Genomic DNA, 16,638 nt, shown 5'->3' on the forward strand with positions numbered 1-16,638 from the left:
CCCCGACCGCAAACCCAGCTCTGCTCGCGCGCCGGGCACTTTGCCGGCAGTGAGACAGCCGCCGCAATATTCAGCCGAACCCAACCGGTCTCAGGCGCGCACCTGCGAGGCAGTTGTGTGTTATCAAAATATAAAAAATGTGTACACAGATAATACAATCCATTGACTCCCGCCCGACCGTGTGCAATTTTCCAGACCATCAAATGCGATCGACGGGTTCGGGGCACTGAGAATTCTCGCGTGAGAAGTTCGCAGACGGCTTCGTGTGCCCCGAAAGCGCATTCGTCGAAACGGCGACTCCATCGACGGAGGAATGACTTGAAATTCGAGGGCATCTACACGCCGGCGATAACGCCGCTCGACCCGGACGGGCGGATCGATCGCGCCGGTTTTGCAGCCGTTCTTGAGTCGCTCATCGAGGCCGGAGTGCACGGCATCATCGTCGGCGGTTCGACGGGCGAATACTACGCGCAGAGCGCCCAGGAGCGCTTCGATCTCGCCGCCTATGCCAAGGAAGTGATTGGCACCCGGCTTCCGCTCATCATTGGAACGGGCGCTACCAGGACCGAAGACTCGGTCGAATATGCCAAGGCGGCAAAGGAGATCGGCGCTGACGCTATCCTCGTGTCGTCGCCTCCATACGCTCTGCCGACCGAACGTGAGAATGCGGTTCACGCCCTCACAGTCGACCGTGCGGCGAACCTTCCGATCATGCTCTACAACTATCCGGCCCGCATGGGCGTGACCATGCGAGAGGACTATTTCTCCCGCGTCGGCAAATCCCGCAACGTCGTCGCCATCAAGGAGAGCTCCGGCGAGATGGGCAACGTCCATCTGCTGGCGCGGAAGTTCCCCAATATCGCGCTCTCCTGCGGCTGGGACGACCAGGCTCTCGAATTCTTTGCATGGGGTGCCAGGAGCTGGGTCTGCGCCGGCTCCAATTTTCTGCCGCGCGAGCATGTCGCTCTCTACGAAGCCTGCGTGCTCGAAAGGAATTTCGACAAGGGCCGCGCCATCATGACGGCGATGCTGCCGCTCATGGATTTCCTCGAATGCGGAAAGTTCGTGCAGTCGATCAAGCATGGCTGTGAGCTGACCGGCCTCAAGGCCGGCCCTGTGCGGGCGCCGCTGCGCCCTCTCAACTCGGAAGAAAAGCGAGGTCTCCAGACTGTCGTCGCCACCTTGAAGCGCACGGTCGCCCAGATCACGTCGGGAGCAAACCATGCATGAACCTTTGACCGCCGCCGAATACAAGGCGATTGCCGCAGGCCTTCAATTTCCGACCAATGCCTTCATCGACGGCGCGTTCCGTCCGGCGAATTCCGGCAAGACATTCAAGACGACCAATCCAGCGACGGGCGAGACGCTTGCCGAGATCGCGGCGTGCGATGCTGCCGATGTTGATTTCGCCGTGGCCAAGGCCAGGCAGGCTTTCGACGACGGCCGCTGGCATCTCCGCTCGCCTGGCGAGCGCAAGGCCGTCCTCATCAAATTCGCAAAGCTGCTGGAGGACAACCGTCACGAACTCGCGGTCATGGAGAGCCTCGACAGCGGCAAGCCGGTCCGCGAATGCCAGACCGTCGATGTTCCGGATACGATCCACACCATCCGTTGGCACGCCGAACTGATCGACAAACTCTATGACAACGTCGCTCCCGTGGGTTCGAACGCGCTGACTATGGTCGTGCGCGAACCGGTCGGTGTCGTCGGCTGCGTCCTGCCCTGGAACTTTCCGCTGCTGATGCTGGCCTGGAAAATCGGTCCGGCACTTGCCGCGGGATGCTCGTTGATCGTGAAGCCCGCCCAGGAGACGACGCTGACGACGCTTCGTGTTGCCGAACTGGCGCATGAAGCCGGTGTCCCGGCTGGCGTCTTCAATGTCGTCACCGGCGGCGGCAAGGAGGTCGGCGAACCGATCGGCATGCACATGGACGTCGACATGGTGGCATTCACCGGATCGACGCCGACAGGCCGCCGCTTCCTGCGCTACGCCGCGGACTCCAACCTCAAGCGCATCGTCCTCGAATGCGGCGGCAAGAACCCGGCGGTGGTTCTGGAGGATGCCGAAGATCTGGACCTCGTCGCCGAACAGGTGGTCAACGGCGCGTTCTGGAACATGGGCGAGAACTGCTCGGCCACGTCACGACTCATCGTCCAGGCCAGCATCAAGGACGAGTTGCTGCAGCGTATCGGCGCCTACATGCGCGAATGGAAGACGGGCGATCCGCTCGATCCGGAAAATCGCATCGGCGCGCTCGTCAGCAAGTCCCATTTCGAGAAGGTGAAATCCTTCCTCGCCGACGCGAAGGGCGAAAAGCTCGCCATCGCCCATGGCGGGGCCACACACAAGGGCATCTATATCGAGCCGACCGTCGTCGACGGAGTTACGCCCGCAAGCCGCCTGTTTCGGGAGGAGATTTTCGGACCGATCCTTTCGGTCACGACGTTCAATTCGCTTGCCGAAGCCGTGGCGCTCGCCAATGACACGAACTATGGCCTGACCGCGTCCGTCTACACCGGCAGCCTGCGCAAGGCGATCAAGCTTGCGCGCGAAATCCGAGCCGGCGTCGTCACCGTCAATTGCTTTGGCGAAGGCGACGCGACGACGCCGTTCGGCGGCTACAAGGAGTCCGGCTTCGGCGGCCGCGACAAGTCGGTCTTCGCGCACGACAACTACTGCGAATTGAAGACGGTCTGGATCGACGTCTCGGATCGTTCGGTCGACGAGACCATCCGATGAGCGACGTTGTCGTCAAGCGTCTTCCGGCTGAATCCGGAACCTCGGGCTGGGAGGCGATCAGTAGACGCAGCTTCCCCATCCGGACGCTCGACGGCAACGTGTCGGCCGACTGGCTGATCATCGGTGCAGGCTTCGCCGGCCTCTCCGCGGCGCGGCGGCTGTCTCAGCTGCGGCCTGGCGACAGGATCGTCCTTCTGGATGCGGGAGAGATCGCCAAGGGCACCGCGGGCCGGAACTCCGGCTACATGATCGACGTCCCGCACAATATCTCGTCGGGCGAGTATTCCGTCGCCGACGAGGCCGCGACAAAGACGGAGATCGCCCAGAACCGTTTTGCGATCTCCTTCGCCGCCGACGCTGCGGCCGAGTACGACATGTCGGTGCGGACCTTCGATCCGTCGGGCAAGATCAATGCTGCCGCGACGGAGCGCGGGATAAAACTCAACGCAAACTATGGCCGCTCGCTCGCTAGCATCGGCGAGGAGCACCGCTTTGTGGATGCGGCCGAGATGCGGGAGATCACCGGATCGTCATACTATCTGGGAGGTCTTTACACGCCAGGCGCGGTGATGATCCAGCCCGCTGACTACATTCGCGGCTTTGCCGCCGGGCTGTCATCAAAGGTCGACATATACGAGCACTCGCCGGTGCTCAGACTTGAGCGTGTCGGCGGGGCGTGGAAGGCCATATCGCATCGAGGCAGCATCACCGCGCCGAAAGTCATCCTCGGCGTCAACGGCCACATCGAGGACTTCGGCCATTTCCGCGGCCGCTTGATGCACATCTTCACTTACGCATCGATGACCGCGCCCTTCACCGAAAGATCGACGGGCAAGGATAGGTGGGCGTTGCTTCCGGCCGATCCAATGGGCGCGACCGTCAGGAAGATCACCGCCGATGGCTCCTCACGCATCGTGATCCGGACCCGGTTCACCTACGACTGGGCTGTCCAGGTCGGTGAGAAGCGCCTGGCCGGAATCGCCGCCGAACAGCGGACGTCCCTGGACGCCAGGTTTCCGGACCTCAAGGATGTGTCGTTAGAGCACGTCTGGGCAGGACGGCTTTGCCTCAGCCGCAACCATGTGCCCGCCTTCGGCGAAATCCAAGAGGGCCTCTACTCGGCGTGCTGCGAGAACGGCCTCGGGACCGTGAAAAGCACGCTCGCGGGTGTCATGGCAGTCGATCTGGCGACCGGAACCCGCTCGGACATGCTCGACAAATTCTCGGATCAGCCTGAGCCCGCGAGACTCCCTCCGGAGCCGCTCGCATGGCTCGGCGTCAATACCGTGATCCGACTGCAGGAATTGCGTGCCGGCCGCGAGGGGTAACCTTCGCCGCGCAATGTGAAGACCGAGCCGATGGCGAAGTCTTCAAATGAGAATGGGAACGAAAAACAAAGGAGTGAGTAAAATGAAGACGTTGTGGAAAGCGGTCTGCGCTGCCGCGATGGTCGGTATGACCATGCTGTCCGCTCAGGCGGAAGAAAAGACCATTACCGTGGGCACGATGTCCTGGGAGGACCTCACCCCCATCACGGGCATTACCAAGAAGGTGCTCGAAGATTCCGGCTACACCGTGAAGGTGGTGGACTTTTCCGAGTGGGGCATTGCCTACGCCGCGCTGACCAAGGGCGACATCCAGATCCTTGCCTCGCAGACGGACTACGTCGCCCAGGACTACTGGGACAAGAACAAGAAGAAGCTGGAGAAGATCTCGCCGGTTTCGCATGGCCTGTTCCAGGGCGTCGCGGTGCCGAAATACGTGACCATCGACTCCATGGACCAGCTGAACGACAACGCCGACAAGTTCGGCGGCAAGATCGTCGGCATTGAGCCCGGTTCGGGTCTGATGCGCGATACGGCAAACTCGGTTAAGGCATACGACCTGAAACTGCAGCTCGTTGAGGGCAGCACCGCAGCCATGACCGCCGCGCTCAAGTCGGCCGTCGACCGCAAGGAATGGATCGCCGTGACCATCTGGGAGCCCTCCTGGATGATGCAGAAATATGACGTCAAGTTCCTCAAGGACCCGAAGGCAGTCTTCCCACCACCGCAGAGCTATTACTGGATCGGCAAGAAGGGCTTCTCCGCCGACAATCCGCATGCACGCGAAGTGATCGCCAGCGTCTACGTGCCGCTTGCCGACATCACCGCGATCAACTCGGCGGTCAACGAGGGCAAGACCATGGACGAGGCCATCAAGGCCTGGACCGACAGCCACGCCGACCTCCTGAAGCGCTGGGAAAACATCAAGACCCAATAGTCGTCGAAACGGCGGGCCGCCGACATCGGCGGCCCGTTCCGTAGCAACGAAAACATGAAGGCCGTCGCCAAACCGGCCCGTGGGGAACGCGATGAACACTGCGATTAACGACTCCAGCGAAGTGCTGGTCGACTGCCAGTCGGTGTGGAAGATCTTCGGCAGTCGCGCCCAAGCCGCTGTCAAGGCCATAACCGAACGTGGGCTCTCCAAGACGCAGGTGCTGCAAGACTTCGACTGCGTGGTGGGCGTCTCCGACGCCAGCTTGCAGGTCCGCCGCGGCGAGATATTCTGCATCATGGGGTTGTCGGGGAGCGGCAAGTCGACGCTTATCCGCCTGCTCAACCGCTTGATCGAACCGAGTCTTGGCAAGATCACGGTGAAAGGAAAGGAGATCGCCAGGCTCAATCCGGCGGAGCTGCGCGATATGCGTTCCTGCAACATCGGCATGGTGTTCCAGAGCGTGGCGCTTCTTCCCAATCGGACTGTTCTCGAGAACGCCGGTTTCGGTCTCGAAGTGCGTGGCGTCGCGAAAGACGAGCGCAACAGGGTTGCCCGCGCGGCGCTCGAAAAAGTTGGGCTTGGCGACTGGACCTCGCGCTATCCGAGAGAACTGTCCGGCGGCATGCAGCAGCGCGTCGGTCTTGCCAGGGCGCTGGCGGCAGATCCCGAAATCATCCTCATGGACGAGCCGTTCAGCGCCCTCGACCCGTTGATCCGCCGTCAGTTGCAGGATGAATTCCGACAGCTGACGAAGTCGCTGGGCAAGTCGGCCGTCTTCATCACCCATGATCTCGAAGAGGCCATCCGCATCGGCGACCGCATCGCTATCATGAAGGACGGCGTCATCGTACAGGTCGGAACGGCGGAGGAGATCGTCACCAGGCCCGCCGACGACTACGTCTCGGATTTCGTAGCGGGAATATCCAGGATCCACCTGGTAAAGGCCCATTCCGTCATGCGCCCGGTTGCCGAATTCAAGGCGGCGGAGCCGCATTGCGACGTGAACGCGCTTCTTCGAACGTCGCCAGAGGCCGATATCGCTGCGCTCATCGATCTCACCATGCAGTCCGATCGCGACGCGATATCGGTTGTCGACAACGGAGCCATCATCGGGGTCGTGACCATTCGCGGCTTGCTCCGAGGCGTCGCGGGCACGCCAACCGCCGCTTAGGCTCGGGAGAGCGAAATGGACATCTCGACCATCACGGATACTTTTGACAGCTGGACGGACAATGCACTTGGCTGGATCAGCGACAACGGCGAGTGGCTGTTTGACTCTGTCAGGGCCGTGCTCGAAGGCACCTATGACGGCGTCCTCTGGCTTCTTCAGCTCGCACCGTTTTACGTGATCGCGATCATTGCAGCCCTGCTTGGATGGCGCTTGATCAACGCCTTCGCGGGCATCCTGGCGGGGCTTGCCATGATCTTCTGCGCCGTCATGGGGCTTTGGAGCGAAACCATGAGCACATTGGCCTTGGTGATCACTGCCACGATCCTCGCTCTTCTTTTCGGCATCCCCATTGGAATCGTGGCTGGCTTCGTCAGGGCGTTTGACCGCTTTCTCGAGCCGATACTCGACCTGATCCAGACCATGCCGCCCTACATCTATCTGCTTCCGGCGATCGCGTTGCTCGGCTACGGGGCTGCGACTGCGCTCGTCGCCACATTCATCGTCGCGATGCCTCCTGCCATCCGGCTCACGTCGCTGGGCATCAGGATGACGCCGCACGAATTCATAGAGCTTGGCCAGGCAAGCGGCCTGACACCCTGGCAGATGTTTACCAAGATCAGGCTCCCTTTCGCCATCCCGAGCATAATGGCCGGGATCAACCAATGCCTGATGATGGCATTCGGCATGGTCGTCATTGCAGGTATCGTCGGGTCTGGCGGCCTGGGTGAGACAATCTATTCGGCGGTGCGCACGCTCGACATCGCCACGTCGATCAACGCCGCGATCGCAATCGTCATCCTGACCATGGTGCTCGACAGACTTACGCAGAGTGTGGCGCGCCGCGCCAAGGGAGACGCACGATGAATCCTGATCTGCTCCAGTTTTCGCCCGGCGCTTACCTCGCCCCTGCCGTGGATTGGTTGAACAAGAACTTCCATCCGTTCTTCGATGCCGTGACCAAGCTGATCGAGGCGGTGCTTGGCGCCATAGAAACCACCCTGCTCTATCCGCCGCCCTACGCGACGATCGTCGTGGCTGTCCTTCTCGCCGCGTTCTTCGTCAGCGTCCGGGTCTCGGTGGTGACGGCCATCGCGCTCACCTTCTGCCTGCTGGCGGGTTTCTGGACCGCGTCGATGCAGACGCTGGCGCTGGTAACGGTGGCGGTGATTATTTCCGTGGCGGTCGCCTTCCCGCTTGGAGTTCTGGCATCACGCTACCGCAAGTTCGAGGCCGCGATCCGACCCGTTCTGGACATCATGCAGACGGTGCCGCCATGGGTCTATCTCATTCCCGCCGTGATGATCTTCAGCCTCGGCCGCGTTCCGGCGATCATCGCCACGATCGTCTACGGCATCCCACCGATGCTGCGCCTGACAACGCTCGCCTTCAACCAGGTGCCGAAAGACCTACTGGAGCTCGGGCAGGCCACCGGCGCCTCGCCGCGGTCGATCCTGTTCAAGATCGAAATCCCCTCGGCCACGCCGACACTGCTGGTCGGTCTCAACCAGTGCATCCTCTTGTCGCTGGCCATGGTCGTCCTGGCCGGTCTCGTCGGAGCAGGCGGTCTTGGCGCCGAGGTGACGCGGGGATTGACGCGGATGGAGATGGGCCTGGGCCTCAGGGCCGGCCTGTCGATCGTCGCCGTCGCCATCCTCCTCGACCGGGTTTCCAGGGGCGTGCTGCAGCGCAGCCAGGCGCCTGGCGCGGCAAAGCTCGCCTGAACCGCAAAAGGAATTCCCATGCGCCGCAGTTTCTTCTGCATCGACTCCCACACCTGCGGCAATCCGGTCCGCCTGGTCGCGGGAGGCGGCCCCCTGCTGCCGCATATTCCCATCGCCGAGCGACGCGACCTGTTCATACGCGACCATGACTGGATCCGGCAGGCACTGATGTTCGAACCACGCGGACACGACATCATGTCGGGCGCGATCATCTATCCTGCGCACCGTCAGGACTGTGATTTCGCTGTGATCTTCATCGAGGTCAGCGGCTGCCTGCCAATGTGCGGTGCCGGCACGATCGGCCTCGTGACGGCAGCAATCGAGGAAGGTCTCGTGACGCCCCGTGTTCCCGGCAAACTGTCAATCGAAACTCCCGCCGGCAGGGTTGATATCGAATACGAAAAGCCTGGCGAGTTCGTGGACTCCGTGCGGATGTTCAACGTTGCCAGCTACCTGCATGCAGCCGACGTCGCCGTCGATGTGCCCGGTCTCGGTCGGCTCGTCGTCGACATCGCCTATGGCGGCAACTACTACGCCGTCGTCGAGCCGCAGCAGTCGTGGCCGGGCCTGCACGGCATGTCGGCAAGCGACATCGTCGACCTCAGTCGCGGCCTGCGCGAAGCGCTCAAACCCGTCTGCGATCCAGTTCATCCCGAAGACGAAAGGATACGCGGCGTGGACCACGCCATCTGGTGCGACGAGCCCTTGAGCAGCAATGCCGATGGCCGTGGCGCGGTGTTCTACGGCGACAAGGCGATCGACCGCTCGCCGGGTGGCACCGGGACTTCAGCGCGCATGGCGCAACTCCATGGCAAGGGACGACTGAAGGTCGGCGATAGCTTCCGCCAGGAAAGCCTGATCGGCACGGTGTTCGAGGGCCGCGTCGAGGCGGAGGCCGGCATAGGCCCCTTCAAGGGCATCAAGCCCAGTGTCAGCGGCTGGGCGCGGATCATCGGCCACAACACGATTTTCGTCGACGATCGCGATCCGCTGGCGCATGGGTTCCAGATCCGGTGAAATGGCGACCACAGACTCGATAAATCGTCTCTCACGCCGGTGTCACATTGGACGCAGGGGTGGGCTGAAGACAGACAGATACAGCCGCACCAGGCTTGCATGCGAGCGAACCTGCTGATCGAGCTTGGCCAGCCGTGCGGCTCGCGCAGGGTTTTCGGCCCCGAGCGGCTGAGCAGCCGACCCCTGAAGAGATACGGCGCCGCGGCAAGATGAAACGGGAAGCCGCAAGTTAAGATAGATTCGCTTCGCTCAGCCGCAGCAGCGAAGCTTGAACTGGCAGCTCGATGAGTGGGGGGAATGGCGGTAGCGCTCTCCGGCTACCAAAATTCTACAAACAAAATCAGCAACTTAGATGCAAACATAGGCATCCGGTGGTTGATTTCATGTCGCGTCATGTTGCAAACCGTTGCCGTTGATTTCCAAGGGTTTCCTGCGGCTATCGGCATGTCCGTGCGACATGAGTCGCGACATGGGAGGGTTCAAATGTCGGTAGTCGATGGGAGTTTTTCGGATGGTTTCGAACTCGGTTATCGGCTGATCAAAGGGATTCATGTCGGCATGCCAGGGACGCCGGGCTATCCCGGGACGCCGGGCAACACCACTCCCTTCCTGCAAGGTATCGAGGCCGGGATCAAGGCTGCCGGCGGCATGCTGACAAAGCAGGGATGATCTAGGCATCGAAAAAGCGGAGGATGAGATGGCCGACGACAAGCTTCGAATGATGCTGGAGGAAGCTCAGCAGAAAAAGGCCTCCGCCGACGCCGCCGAGAAGGCTGCCCGTGCCAAGCGGGTCGAAGAAACGAAGCAATCCGGAGAGGCTCTCCGTGAAAGGGTGTTGCCGCGCCTGCAGGCTGCCAAGGACGAATGGTAGGGGCAGCTTGAACTGACTACCGAAACGGCTGAGGAACACCGAAAGGGATTCCACTGCCTGTCCGCCAGGGATGGATCGGCACCAAAATCTCTCTCCGTTTCGTCGTTGAACATGGGTTGTGCAGCCTCAGACGGCTGCTTCGAGCCATCGCTGCTCGGTTGCACCGCCAAGGCGGACGGGTCCCTTCAATGTGGGCTCCTTTCCCGCATGAGCATGGCAACCACCGTTCCCGACAGAAACGTCAATGCGGCGATCGATGTGATCGCCGATGAGAGCCCGAAGCGATCGGCGATGAGACCTGCGGAAAGCGCGCCGATCGCGTAGCCGAGATCGCGCCAGAACCGGTAGACGCTGAGCGAGCGGGCGCGCCAGCTGGGGTGCGAAGCGTCGGAAACGGCGGCGATCAGACTTGGATAGACCATTGCCGTTCCAAGGCCGAGAAGAAGACTGCCGACGAGCCACCATTCGAACCGGCTCGTGGCCGCGGTGAGAAACAAGCCACCGGCCTGGATCCACATTCCGGCGACGATCAGACCCTTGCGACCCCACCGATCGCTCAAGGGGCCGGTGACGATCTGCAGGATCCCCCAGGTCGCCGGATAGATCGCCTTCAGGATGCCGATGCGCTCGACGCCGAGGCCGAAGGACGCGAAGAACAGTGGGAAAATACCCCAGCTCATGCCGTCGTTGAGGTTGTTGACGAGGCCGGCTTGCGATGCCGCGAACAGATTGCGATCCCGGAACGAGGTCAGCGCAAAAACTTCCCGGAAGCTGATCGGCGCGGATTGCTGTGCGTGAGCGGATGTTTCCAACCGGAGGTGGCCGCGCGTGTCGCGGATGAGCAGCACCGACAACACAGTGCCGGCGACGGCATAGCCGATCCCGAGATAGATGGGCACCGGTCGCAGACCGTATCGCGAAGCAAGATAGCCGGTGAGGAACGCCGTCACGCCGACGGCGAGATAGCCGGCAAATTCATTGAGTCCGACGGCGAGGCCGCGTGACTTCGGGCCAACGAGGTCCACCTTCATGACCACCGTCATTGACCAGGCGAGTCCCTGGTTGACGCCGAGCAGTGCATTGGCCGCAATCACCCATCCCCAGCTTGGGGCCCAGATGATCATGAACGGAGCCGGCAAGCCGACAAGCCAGCCGAGGACGAGAACGCGCTTGCGCCCCCAGGTATCGGCGAGCTGACCCGAGACGAGATTGGCAAGTGCCTTGACCACGCCGAAGCTGACGATGAAGGAGACGACGAGTGTCGTTGACTTGATGTCGAACTCTTCCGACCCGATGAGCGGCACCACCGTTCGCTCGATCCCAACCATGCCGCCGACAAAGGCATTCACCAGCATCAGAAGAGCAAACTGCCGCCAGTTTTCCTTGAGCCCAAGCCTGACGGCCGAGCCTGCTGACTGCGAAACCGATGCGTCGCTCATCGGTCAGGCCGCAGCGGCGGCCAAGCCGGCATTGGCGGCGCGGTTGCGCGCCGCATCCGGCGGCGGAGGCGGTATGTCTGCGATCATCGTTGCGACGAAGGCCTCCTCGTCGTCGATGCGGAACGCTTTGTTAAAGCGCTTCTCGAAGCCAATCGTCGATGTCGGCTTGCCGCTGAGCGAGCGCCCGCAGACCGAGCCGGAAAAGGCGCCGGGCAGCACCTCGACGTGATCTGGCAGTTGCTTGAGACGCCGCACGCTGGAAAACAGCGTCCGCGCGCCGGCCTCGGCGCTGGTTGCAAGTTCGGTTCGTCCGAGATCGCCAACCATGAGAGTGTGGCCCGTCAGCACGAACCATGGCTCGGCCGCGCGTGTCCTGTCGGTGACCAGGAGCGAAATGTGTTCCGGCGTATGCCCGGGCGTGTGCATGACGGTCATGGTCACGTTGCCGAGTTCGAGCACGTCACCGTCCTTGGCCGGCAGAAACGGGAACCCCGATTCCACGCCTTCGAAGAGCACATATTGGGCGCCGGAGGCAGCCGCAAGCGCCCGCCCGGCGGAAATGTGGTCGGCATGGATGTGCGTATCGACCACATAGAGGATGCGCATGCCGGTTGCCTCGGCAACCCTAAGATACGGCGCGATGTCGCCGACCGGATCGACGACGGCGGCGGCCGACTTGCCACCACAGCCGAACAGGTAGGATGCAGCGACCGGGTCGGAATGGAGGAATTGACGGAGGATCATGACTTGCGCTCTCTACCTCGCTTGAGGTAACAGTCAATTATTCTGCTGAATGTTTCATCGAGAAGATCGCATGTCAAGCATCGGGCCAAAACAGGCAATTTTCGCCAGCCTTGCCGAAGTGGCTCAAGCTCTCGGGCATGCGCACCGGCTGGAATTGCTGGAGCACCTCGCCCAGGGCGAACGCAGCGTCGAGGGACTTGCGGCACGGGCTGGCCTCAACTTTGCCAACGCCTCGCGCCACCTCCAAATTCTTCGACGCGCGCGACTTGTCGAGGCGCAGCGACATGGCAAGCATGTGCTTTATCGTCTTGCCGGAGATGCCCAGGTGGTTGAATTGATGAAGGCCCTGGGGCGCGTGGGCGAGCGGAACCTCGCCGAGGTCAATCGCGTCATGACCGACTACTTCCACGCTCGCGACGCGCTGGAGGCAGTGTCGCGCGAAGACCTTGTCTCAAGGCTGCATGATGGCCTCGTCACGGTTCTCGACGTCCGGCCGGACGACGAATTCGCGCTCGGACATCTTCCGGGCGCGCTCAACATCCCGCTCGCCGAGCTTGATCGCCGGCTGGCGGAGCTGCCCGCGAACCGAGAGGTCATCGCCTATTGCCGTGGTCCTTATTGCGTTCTGTCCTTCGAAGCTGTCGCGGCGTTGCGGATGCGAGGATATGTCGTTCACCGGCTCGAGGACGGCTATCCCGAATGGAAGGCTGCAGGCCTTCCGGTTGAGGCAGCGGCCTGAAGTGGTCCCGCATCCAAAGATTCTTGGACGAACAATATGACGCCGCTAATTCCGCAGTCGCCACTGCTTGAGCTGAAGAACTATTCGGCCGAGTCCGTGTTTCAGGTTGAAAACATGCTGCGTGAGGCGCGGCGGCAGAAAGGCCTGCCGCTGGAGCCCGTGCCTTCCGTGTGCGTGCTTGATCCGGACGGCGACATCGTGCGCCGATTGCGGAAAGAAGGCCGCGCCCGTCCCTCGGCGGGCTGGGCCTCGAGATCTAGCTTGTACGTTTTTTACGGAATGTTCCCACTCAGTGGGGAGGGTGATAACCTGCCTTCCTGCTCGGAGGTCACGACGGCCGAGGGCCGCCTCTTAAATGACTTCCGACAAGCACATTGGGACTTTGGTCTATTGCACCTTAGGACCGAAGCCGGGCGATGGAACCTTTGCCCAAGGTTAAGGTTCGAGCCGCGCATTCGTGGCTCGGCTGGAAGGCCGCCACCGCTTAGTTTCAGTAAATCGCTGAGGGGAGTGGCACATGCCTATTTCCGAAGAAATGATGGACGAGTACCTCGAATTTCAATGCCCCAACTGCTCCCATGTAATGGTGAAGAAGGGCTCTTGGGTGAAGGTGATATCTACCTTCAACTGCGACCGATGCGACACGAAGATTAGGATCGGTTATTTGACCAAGCTCGCGCTTTTCGAACAAAAGATGCAGAGCATGCGCCTATCATAGTCCAATCCGCCAGTGCGCGGGGAAGGGCAATCGACAGCAGGCTTTGCGTTACTCAACAATACCTTAGGTTGGCGTCGGCTGTGCCGGCACAGCTGGAGAAGCCTCGGTGAAGCCGTGACAGCTGTCAGCCTGCCCTTCTTGTCCAGCTTCGGCTTTTCATAAACGCGCTTTGCTGGTGCTGCCTGCAGAAAAAGTGCTGCACTGAAGATGCTCGATGAGGTCAGCAAGGACATACAGACATGAAAAAAGCCCGCCGGCTTGAGCCCGCGGGCGAGAAGTTTCATCAAAGGCTGACGAGGGGTTTGAATTCTCGTCGTAGCTAAAATTAGCTGAAGCTCACATTGGGTCAACTAGTCCTTACGGCCTATCGTCCTGTTTCGAGCAACCCCTATCTCCACTCCGAGACGAGGGTGATCAGGCAGCGAATGATGGAGCGGTTTGCCAAAAAACTCACTCTTCGCGCGAAGGAACAAGCGCTCGCCCAAGCGAACGACCGAGAATCCCTGCGAACCCGAATCGCCGAAGCCTACAAAAGCCTGGCCGAGATGTCCGAACGACTGAAGGCCGCGGATCTCGCGGACGGGCGCCTGAAAGTGTACCGGCCGCGCTACGGAGGCAATTTCTCGTGCCCAATCTGTTGGGTGGAACGCGGCACAGTCAGGATGCTCCGTCGCGAAGAGGAGCCGAACCATGCGTACCGCTGCAAAGCATGCGGTTTCAACGAGTTGGATGATCAGTGATAGAAAAAACAGGTCGCCAAAGACAGATAACAATCCAGAATCTGGCCATGGAAACGATCTTTCCCATGCCGGCACGAAGTTTCACTGTCGCCTATACCGAGGAGATATAGCATCGGCCCTTTCCAGGCGTTACGATTGCACAGCTGCATCGTTCTCGAGAGTCCGGTCGCTACACTACAGGCTAGGATTCTTGCGAAGCTCCCTGTCCTTCAACCCAACGTGTTTGCAGGGAGAAACTCCACCAGCCCGGTTCCTCGCTGCACCGGGAACAGCGGCTTCAGGTTCACTAGGGCTAATCAAGCGGCGGGTTCCCAAAATCAGACTTGGGGGCATGGTCATCGCCAAGCGTGGCGCCGCGCGCGATGTCGAACGACCCGCAAAACGTTGTGTGGTGGCCCTTACAGGCCATAGGTCTATTTTATTCCGCTGACCCTGCCTGCTCTATCGAGACTGCAATTGACCTTTGCCTGCCGGACTTCGATGCCACCTTGCCTTGCGTAGTCCACTCGCACGTTGATCGGCGCCGAGATTGCACCGCGGCGTTGACGCAAGGCACCCGCGCTTGCCGCGCGGACACGGATGGCCCCAAGCGGCTTGGCAGCGGACATGACCGCCGAGCGGCAGGCTTGCACGACCGCAACTGGCGTCCCGGGAATCGCTTCCAGTGGTCCCAGAAATCCAAAGGGATACCCCTTGGTGAAGCCCCGCCCTGATTTGGAAGGCCTTAGGACAGGCGGCAGAACCATCGACTTTCTGGTGGTCTTGGCAGTCGCTGCCGAGACTGCGGCCGGACTGCCGGCAGCGGCAGCCGATTGGCTTTCGGCGGACTCATCATCGCTGATGCCGACGCCGACGCCGAGACCTGCGCCAACCGAAGCTCCAACGTTTGCTCCGCCCGCACCGTCGACGCTCGTGCTTACCCCCACAGACGTGCCTTGCGCACCGGCGCTCACTCCAGCACCGATCCCGAGACCGCCGACGTTCGCGCCCACCCCCACAGATGTGCCTTGCCTACCGCCGCTCACTCCTGCGCTGAGTCCGATGCCGCCGACGTGACCGCCAACGCCTGTTTCAAAAGCCGAGGCAGGCCCGACTGCCATTCCGATCATCAATGCGGCCACGACGCAATTTTTCATTGTCATGCTCCCGTGCGGCATACATTTCGCTCCCTGGTCCTCACGGGCGCAGGCCGCGCTTTTTCGGGGGGCGCGTTGGGAGCAATGCCGCGGGAAGATCGATGGTAGCCAGCACCTCCGATTGCGATGGGTCCTGGCCCTTTTCCTTCTGTTTGTCCTGCGAGGGCGGTTTACGGGTTGCCCCTGAGCGCGGTAATGCAAGCTCACCCGCTGGCGCGCGTACTTTCGGCGCGCGCTGCAAGGCTGTAATGCGACGCTTATCCTTGAAGATGTCAATTGTCTCACGCGCGGCACTGAGGCTGCGGGCCAAACCGTTAGACCTTTCACGCTCCTGGTCCAGCGCCGCACTCAACACAATCGATTGCTGCCTCAACGCATCGCGTTCCTTCCGAACAGAGTCGAGCTCACTTGTGGCTGAATCTGCTCGTTCGCGTTCCAGTTTGAGTGCTTCCCCAGCCTGCTTGGAAGCGGCTTCGGCCACTTGGCGGTCCTTTGCGGCGCTGGCCTGCCCGACTGCGGCCAGATTTGCGCCTGTCTTGAGGGCATCGATCGTTTGATAAGCCGTGGAAAGTTGTTGCTTCAAGAGCTCAATCTTCTGGCGCTCGTCCTCAAGCGCTTGCTTGGCAGGAGCCTCGGAGGCTTCCATGGGGGAGTTGGCTTCTGGCACGCTGTTGTCCGCGCTTTCAGAGAGAGTGGCTGCCGCCCGGAGATTTTCGATAACACGTTGCGCCGTCTCCAGACTGTGCGAGAGCACTTCGTCTGTTTGCTGCTGTGCTTTTAAGGCTTGAGCTTGCCTGGCGAGCTCCTCTCGTGCTGCGGCCAACTCGCGGCGCAACCCTTCCACATTCTCGTCGAGCGGGTTGTGTGCATCCTTGGATGCCTGCGCTTCACCGAGGACTGCATGGGATATATGGGACCCGGGCGCGCCTGGTTGCGCGTTGCCCGGTTCTTTTTCGAAATCGATGTGGTGCGAAACCACGATCGACGAACTGTCTAGCTGCGCCGACTGCTGACGTTTCCGGAGCAAGCTGACTGTAGGCTGGAGATGCAAATAACAGAATGAGGGTTAACGGAACGAAAGGAAATATGGCGCCACGCGCTGTGCCGCGTATCCCTCGGGATAAAATCAATAGGCGTCGATTAAAGAACGTGACGTTCCAGCGGAGACGCTTTAATTTGGTATTCTGCGCATAGACCATCGCTGAAACTCATCAACCACCGCCCTCACCGCCATTGTATTTTCTGCTTATTGCGCCGCGGCGCCAAATGCCGCGTGAGACGAATTTTATCCCTATCTCCTTACTTGTCTTCGTTCGAACGGACGAAGGATATTCCTCGCG

Annotated in this window: 16 protein-coding genes; 12 read left to right on the forward strand and 4 right to left on the reverse strand. The window is 61.1% G+C overall.

The features are described 5' to 3' along the window. The first annotated feature begins 318 nt into the window (after window positions 1–318). From ACYHH6_RS30495 to ACYHH6_RS30540, 10 genes are all read left to right on the forward strand, one after another. Window positions 319–1,230: a dihydrodipicolinate synthase family protein gene (locus tag ACYHH6_RS30495; protein WP_352593455.1), complete on the forward strand. Its 912-nt coding sequence runs from the start codon at window positions 319–321 to the stop codon at window positions 1,228–1,230. Next, a complete protein-coding gene (locus ACYHH6_RS30500; protein WP_352593452.1) occupies window positions 1,223–2,740 on the forward strand; it encodes an aldehyde dehydrogenase in 1,518 nt (505 codons plus the stop codon). The genes ACYHH6_RS30495 and ACYHH6_RS30500 overlap by 8 nt, the downstream gene beginning before the upstream one ends. Then, entirely contained in the window at window positions 2,737–4,068 is a 1,332-nt protein-coding gene (locus ACYHH6_RS30505) for an NAD(P)/FAD-dependent oxidoreductase (protein WP_352593449.1), read from the forward strand. Before ACYHH6_RS30500 ends, ACYHH6_RS30505 begins: the two co-directional genes overlap by 4 nt. Before the next feature lie 82 nt (window positions 4,069–4,150). Then, window positions 4,151–5,002, forward strand: coding sequence for a glycine betaine ABC transporter substrate-binding protein (locus ACYHH6_RS30510; RefSeq protein WP_352593446.1), 852 nt, complete (start codon window positions 4,151–4,153; stop codon window positions 5,000–5,002). Window positions 5,003–5,093: 91 nt separating this feature from the next. Next, a complete protein-coding gene (locus tag ACYHH6_RS30515) occupies window positions 5,094–6,173 on the forward strand; it encodes a quaternary amine ABC transporter ATP-binding protein (RefSeq protein ID WP_352593443.1) in 1,080 nt (359 codons plus the stop codon). 15 nt (window positions 6,174–6,188) lie between these two features. Continuing rightward, window positions 6,189–7,037, forward strand: a complete 849-nt coding sequence (locus ACYHH6_RS30520; RefSeq protein ID WP_352593440.1) for an ABC transporter permease — start codon at window positions 6,189–6,191, stop codon at window positions 7,035–7,037. Continuing rightward, window positions 7,034–7,894, forward strand: coding sequence for an ABC transporter permease (locus ACYHH6_RS30525; RefSeq protein ID WP_352593437.1), 861 nt, complete (start codon window positions 7,034–7,036; stop codon window positions 7,892–7,894). Before ACYHH6_RS30520 ends, ACYHH6_RS30525 begins: the two co-directional genes overlap by 4 nt. Before the next feature lie 18 nt (window positions 7,895–7,912). Next, entirely contained in the window at window positions 7,913–8,911 is a 999-nt protein-coding gene (locus ACYHH6_RS30530) for a 4-hydroxyproline epimerase (protein WP_352593434.1), read from the forward strand. 297 nt (window positions 8,912–9,208) lie between these two features. Next, window positions 9,209–9,580, forward strand: a complete 372-nt coding sequence (locus tag ACYHH6_RS30535) for a hypothetical protein (RefSeq protein ID WP_352593431.1) — start codon at window positions 9,209–9,211, stop codon at window positions 9,578–9,580. Window positions 9,581–9,608: 28 nt separating this feature from the next. Continuing rightward, the gene (locus tag ACYHH6_RS30540) at window positions 9,609–9,782 is read left to right on the forward strand and encodes a hypothetical protein (protein WP_352593429.1); all 174 of its coding nucleotides are present in this window, start codon (window positions 9,609–9,611) and stop codon (window positions 9,780–9,782) included. A gap of 185 nt (window positions 9,783–9,967) precedes the next feature. Here ACYHH6_RS30540 and ACYHH6_RS30545 read toward each other — a convergent pair whose 3' ends face one another. Beyond that, the gene (locus tag ACYHH6_RS30545; protein WP_352593426.1) at window positions 9,968–11,221 is read right to left on the reverse strand and encodes an MFS transporter; all 1,254 of its coding nucleotides are present in this window, start codon (window positions 11,219–11,221) and stop codon (window positions 9,968–9,970) included. A 3-nt stretch (window positions 11,222–11,224) separates the two neighbouring features. Next, window positions 11,225–11,965, reverse strand: a complete 741-nt coding sequence (locus ACYHH6_RS30550) for an MBL fold metallo-hydrolase (RefSeq protein ID WP_352593423.1) — start codon at window positions 11,963–11,965, stop codon at window positions 11,225–11,227. A 70-nt stretch (window positions 11,966–12,035) separates the two neighbouring features. Here ACYHH6_RS30550 and ACYHH6_RS30555 point away from each other — a divergent pair, with 70 nt between their 5' ends. Together ACYHH6_RS30555 and ACYHH6_RS30560 are read left to right on the forward strand one after the other, a co-directional pair. Beyond that, window positions 12,036–12,704 (forward strand): ArsR/SmtB family transcription factor, encoded by a 669-nt coding sequence (locus ACYHH6_RS30555; protein ID WP_352593420.1) that lies wholly within the window; start codon window positions 12,036–12,038, stop codon window positions 12,702–12,704. 1,146 nt (window positions 12,705–13,850) lie between these two features. Further along, window positions 13,851–14,162, forward strand: a complete 312-nt coding sequence (locus tag ACYHH6_RS30560; RefSeq protein WP_352593417.1) for a hypothetical protein — start codon at window positions 13,851–13,853, stop codon at window positions 14,160–14,162. Window positions 14,163–14,575: 413 nt separating this feature from the next. Here the strand turns inward: ACYHH6_RS30560 and ACYHH6_RS30565 are convergent, their stop codons facing one another. Both ACYHH6_RS30565 and ACYHH6_RS30570 read right to left on the reverse strand, forming a co-directional pair. After that, window positions 14,576–15,298 (reverse strand): hypothetical protein, encoded by a 723-nt coding sequence (locus ACYHH6_RS30565; RefSeq protein ID WP_352593414.1) that lies wholly within the window; start codon window positions 15,296–15,298, stop codon window positions 14,576–14,578. A 40-nt stretch (window positions 15,299–15,338) separates the two neighbouring features. Beyond that, window positions 15,339–16,325 (reverse strand): hypothetical protein, encoded by a 987-nt coding sequence (locus ACYHH6_RS30570; protein ID WP_352593411.1) that lies wholly within the window; start codon window positions 16,323–16,325, stop codon window positions 15,339–15,341. Between the last annotated feature and the right edge of the window lie 313 nt (window positions 16,326–16,638).

Source organism: Mesorhizobium sp. P171375 (assembly GCF_057786075.1).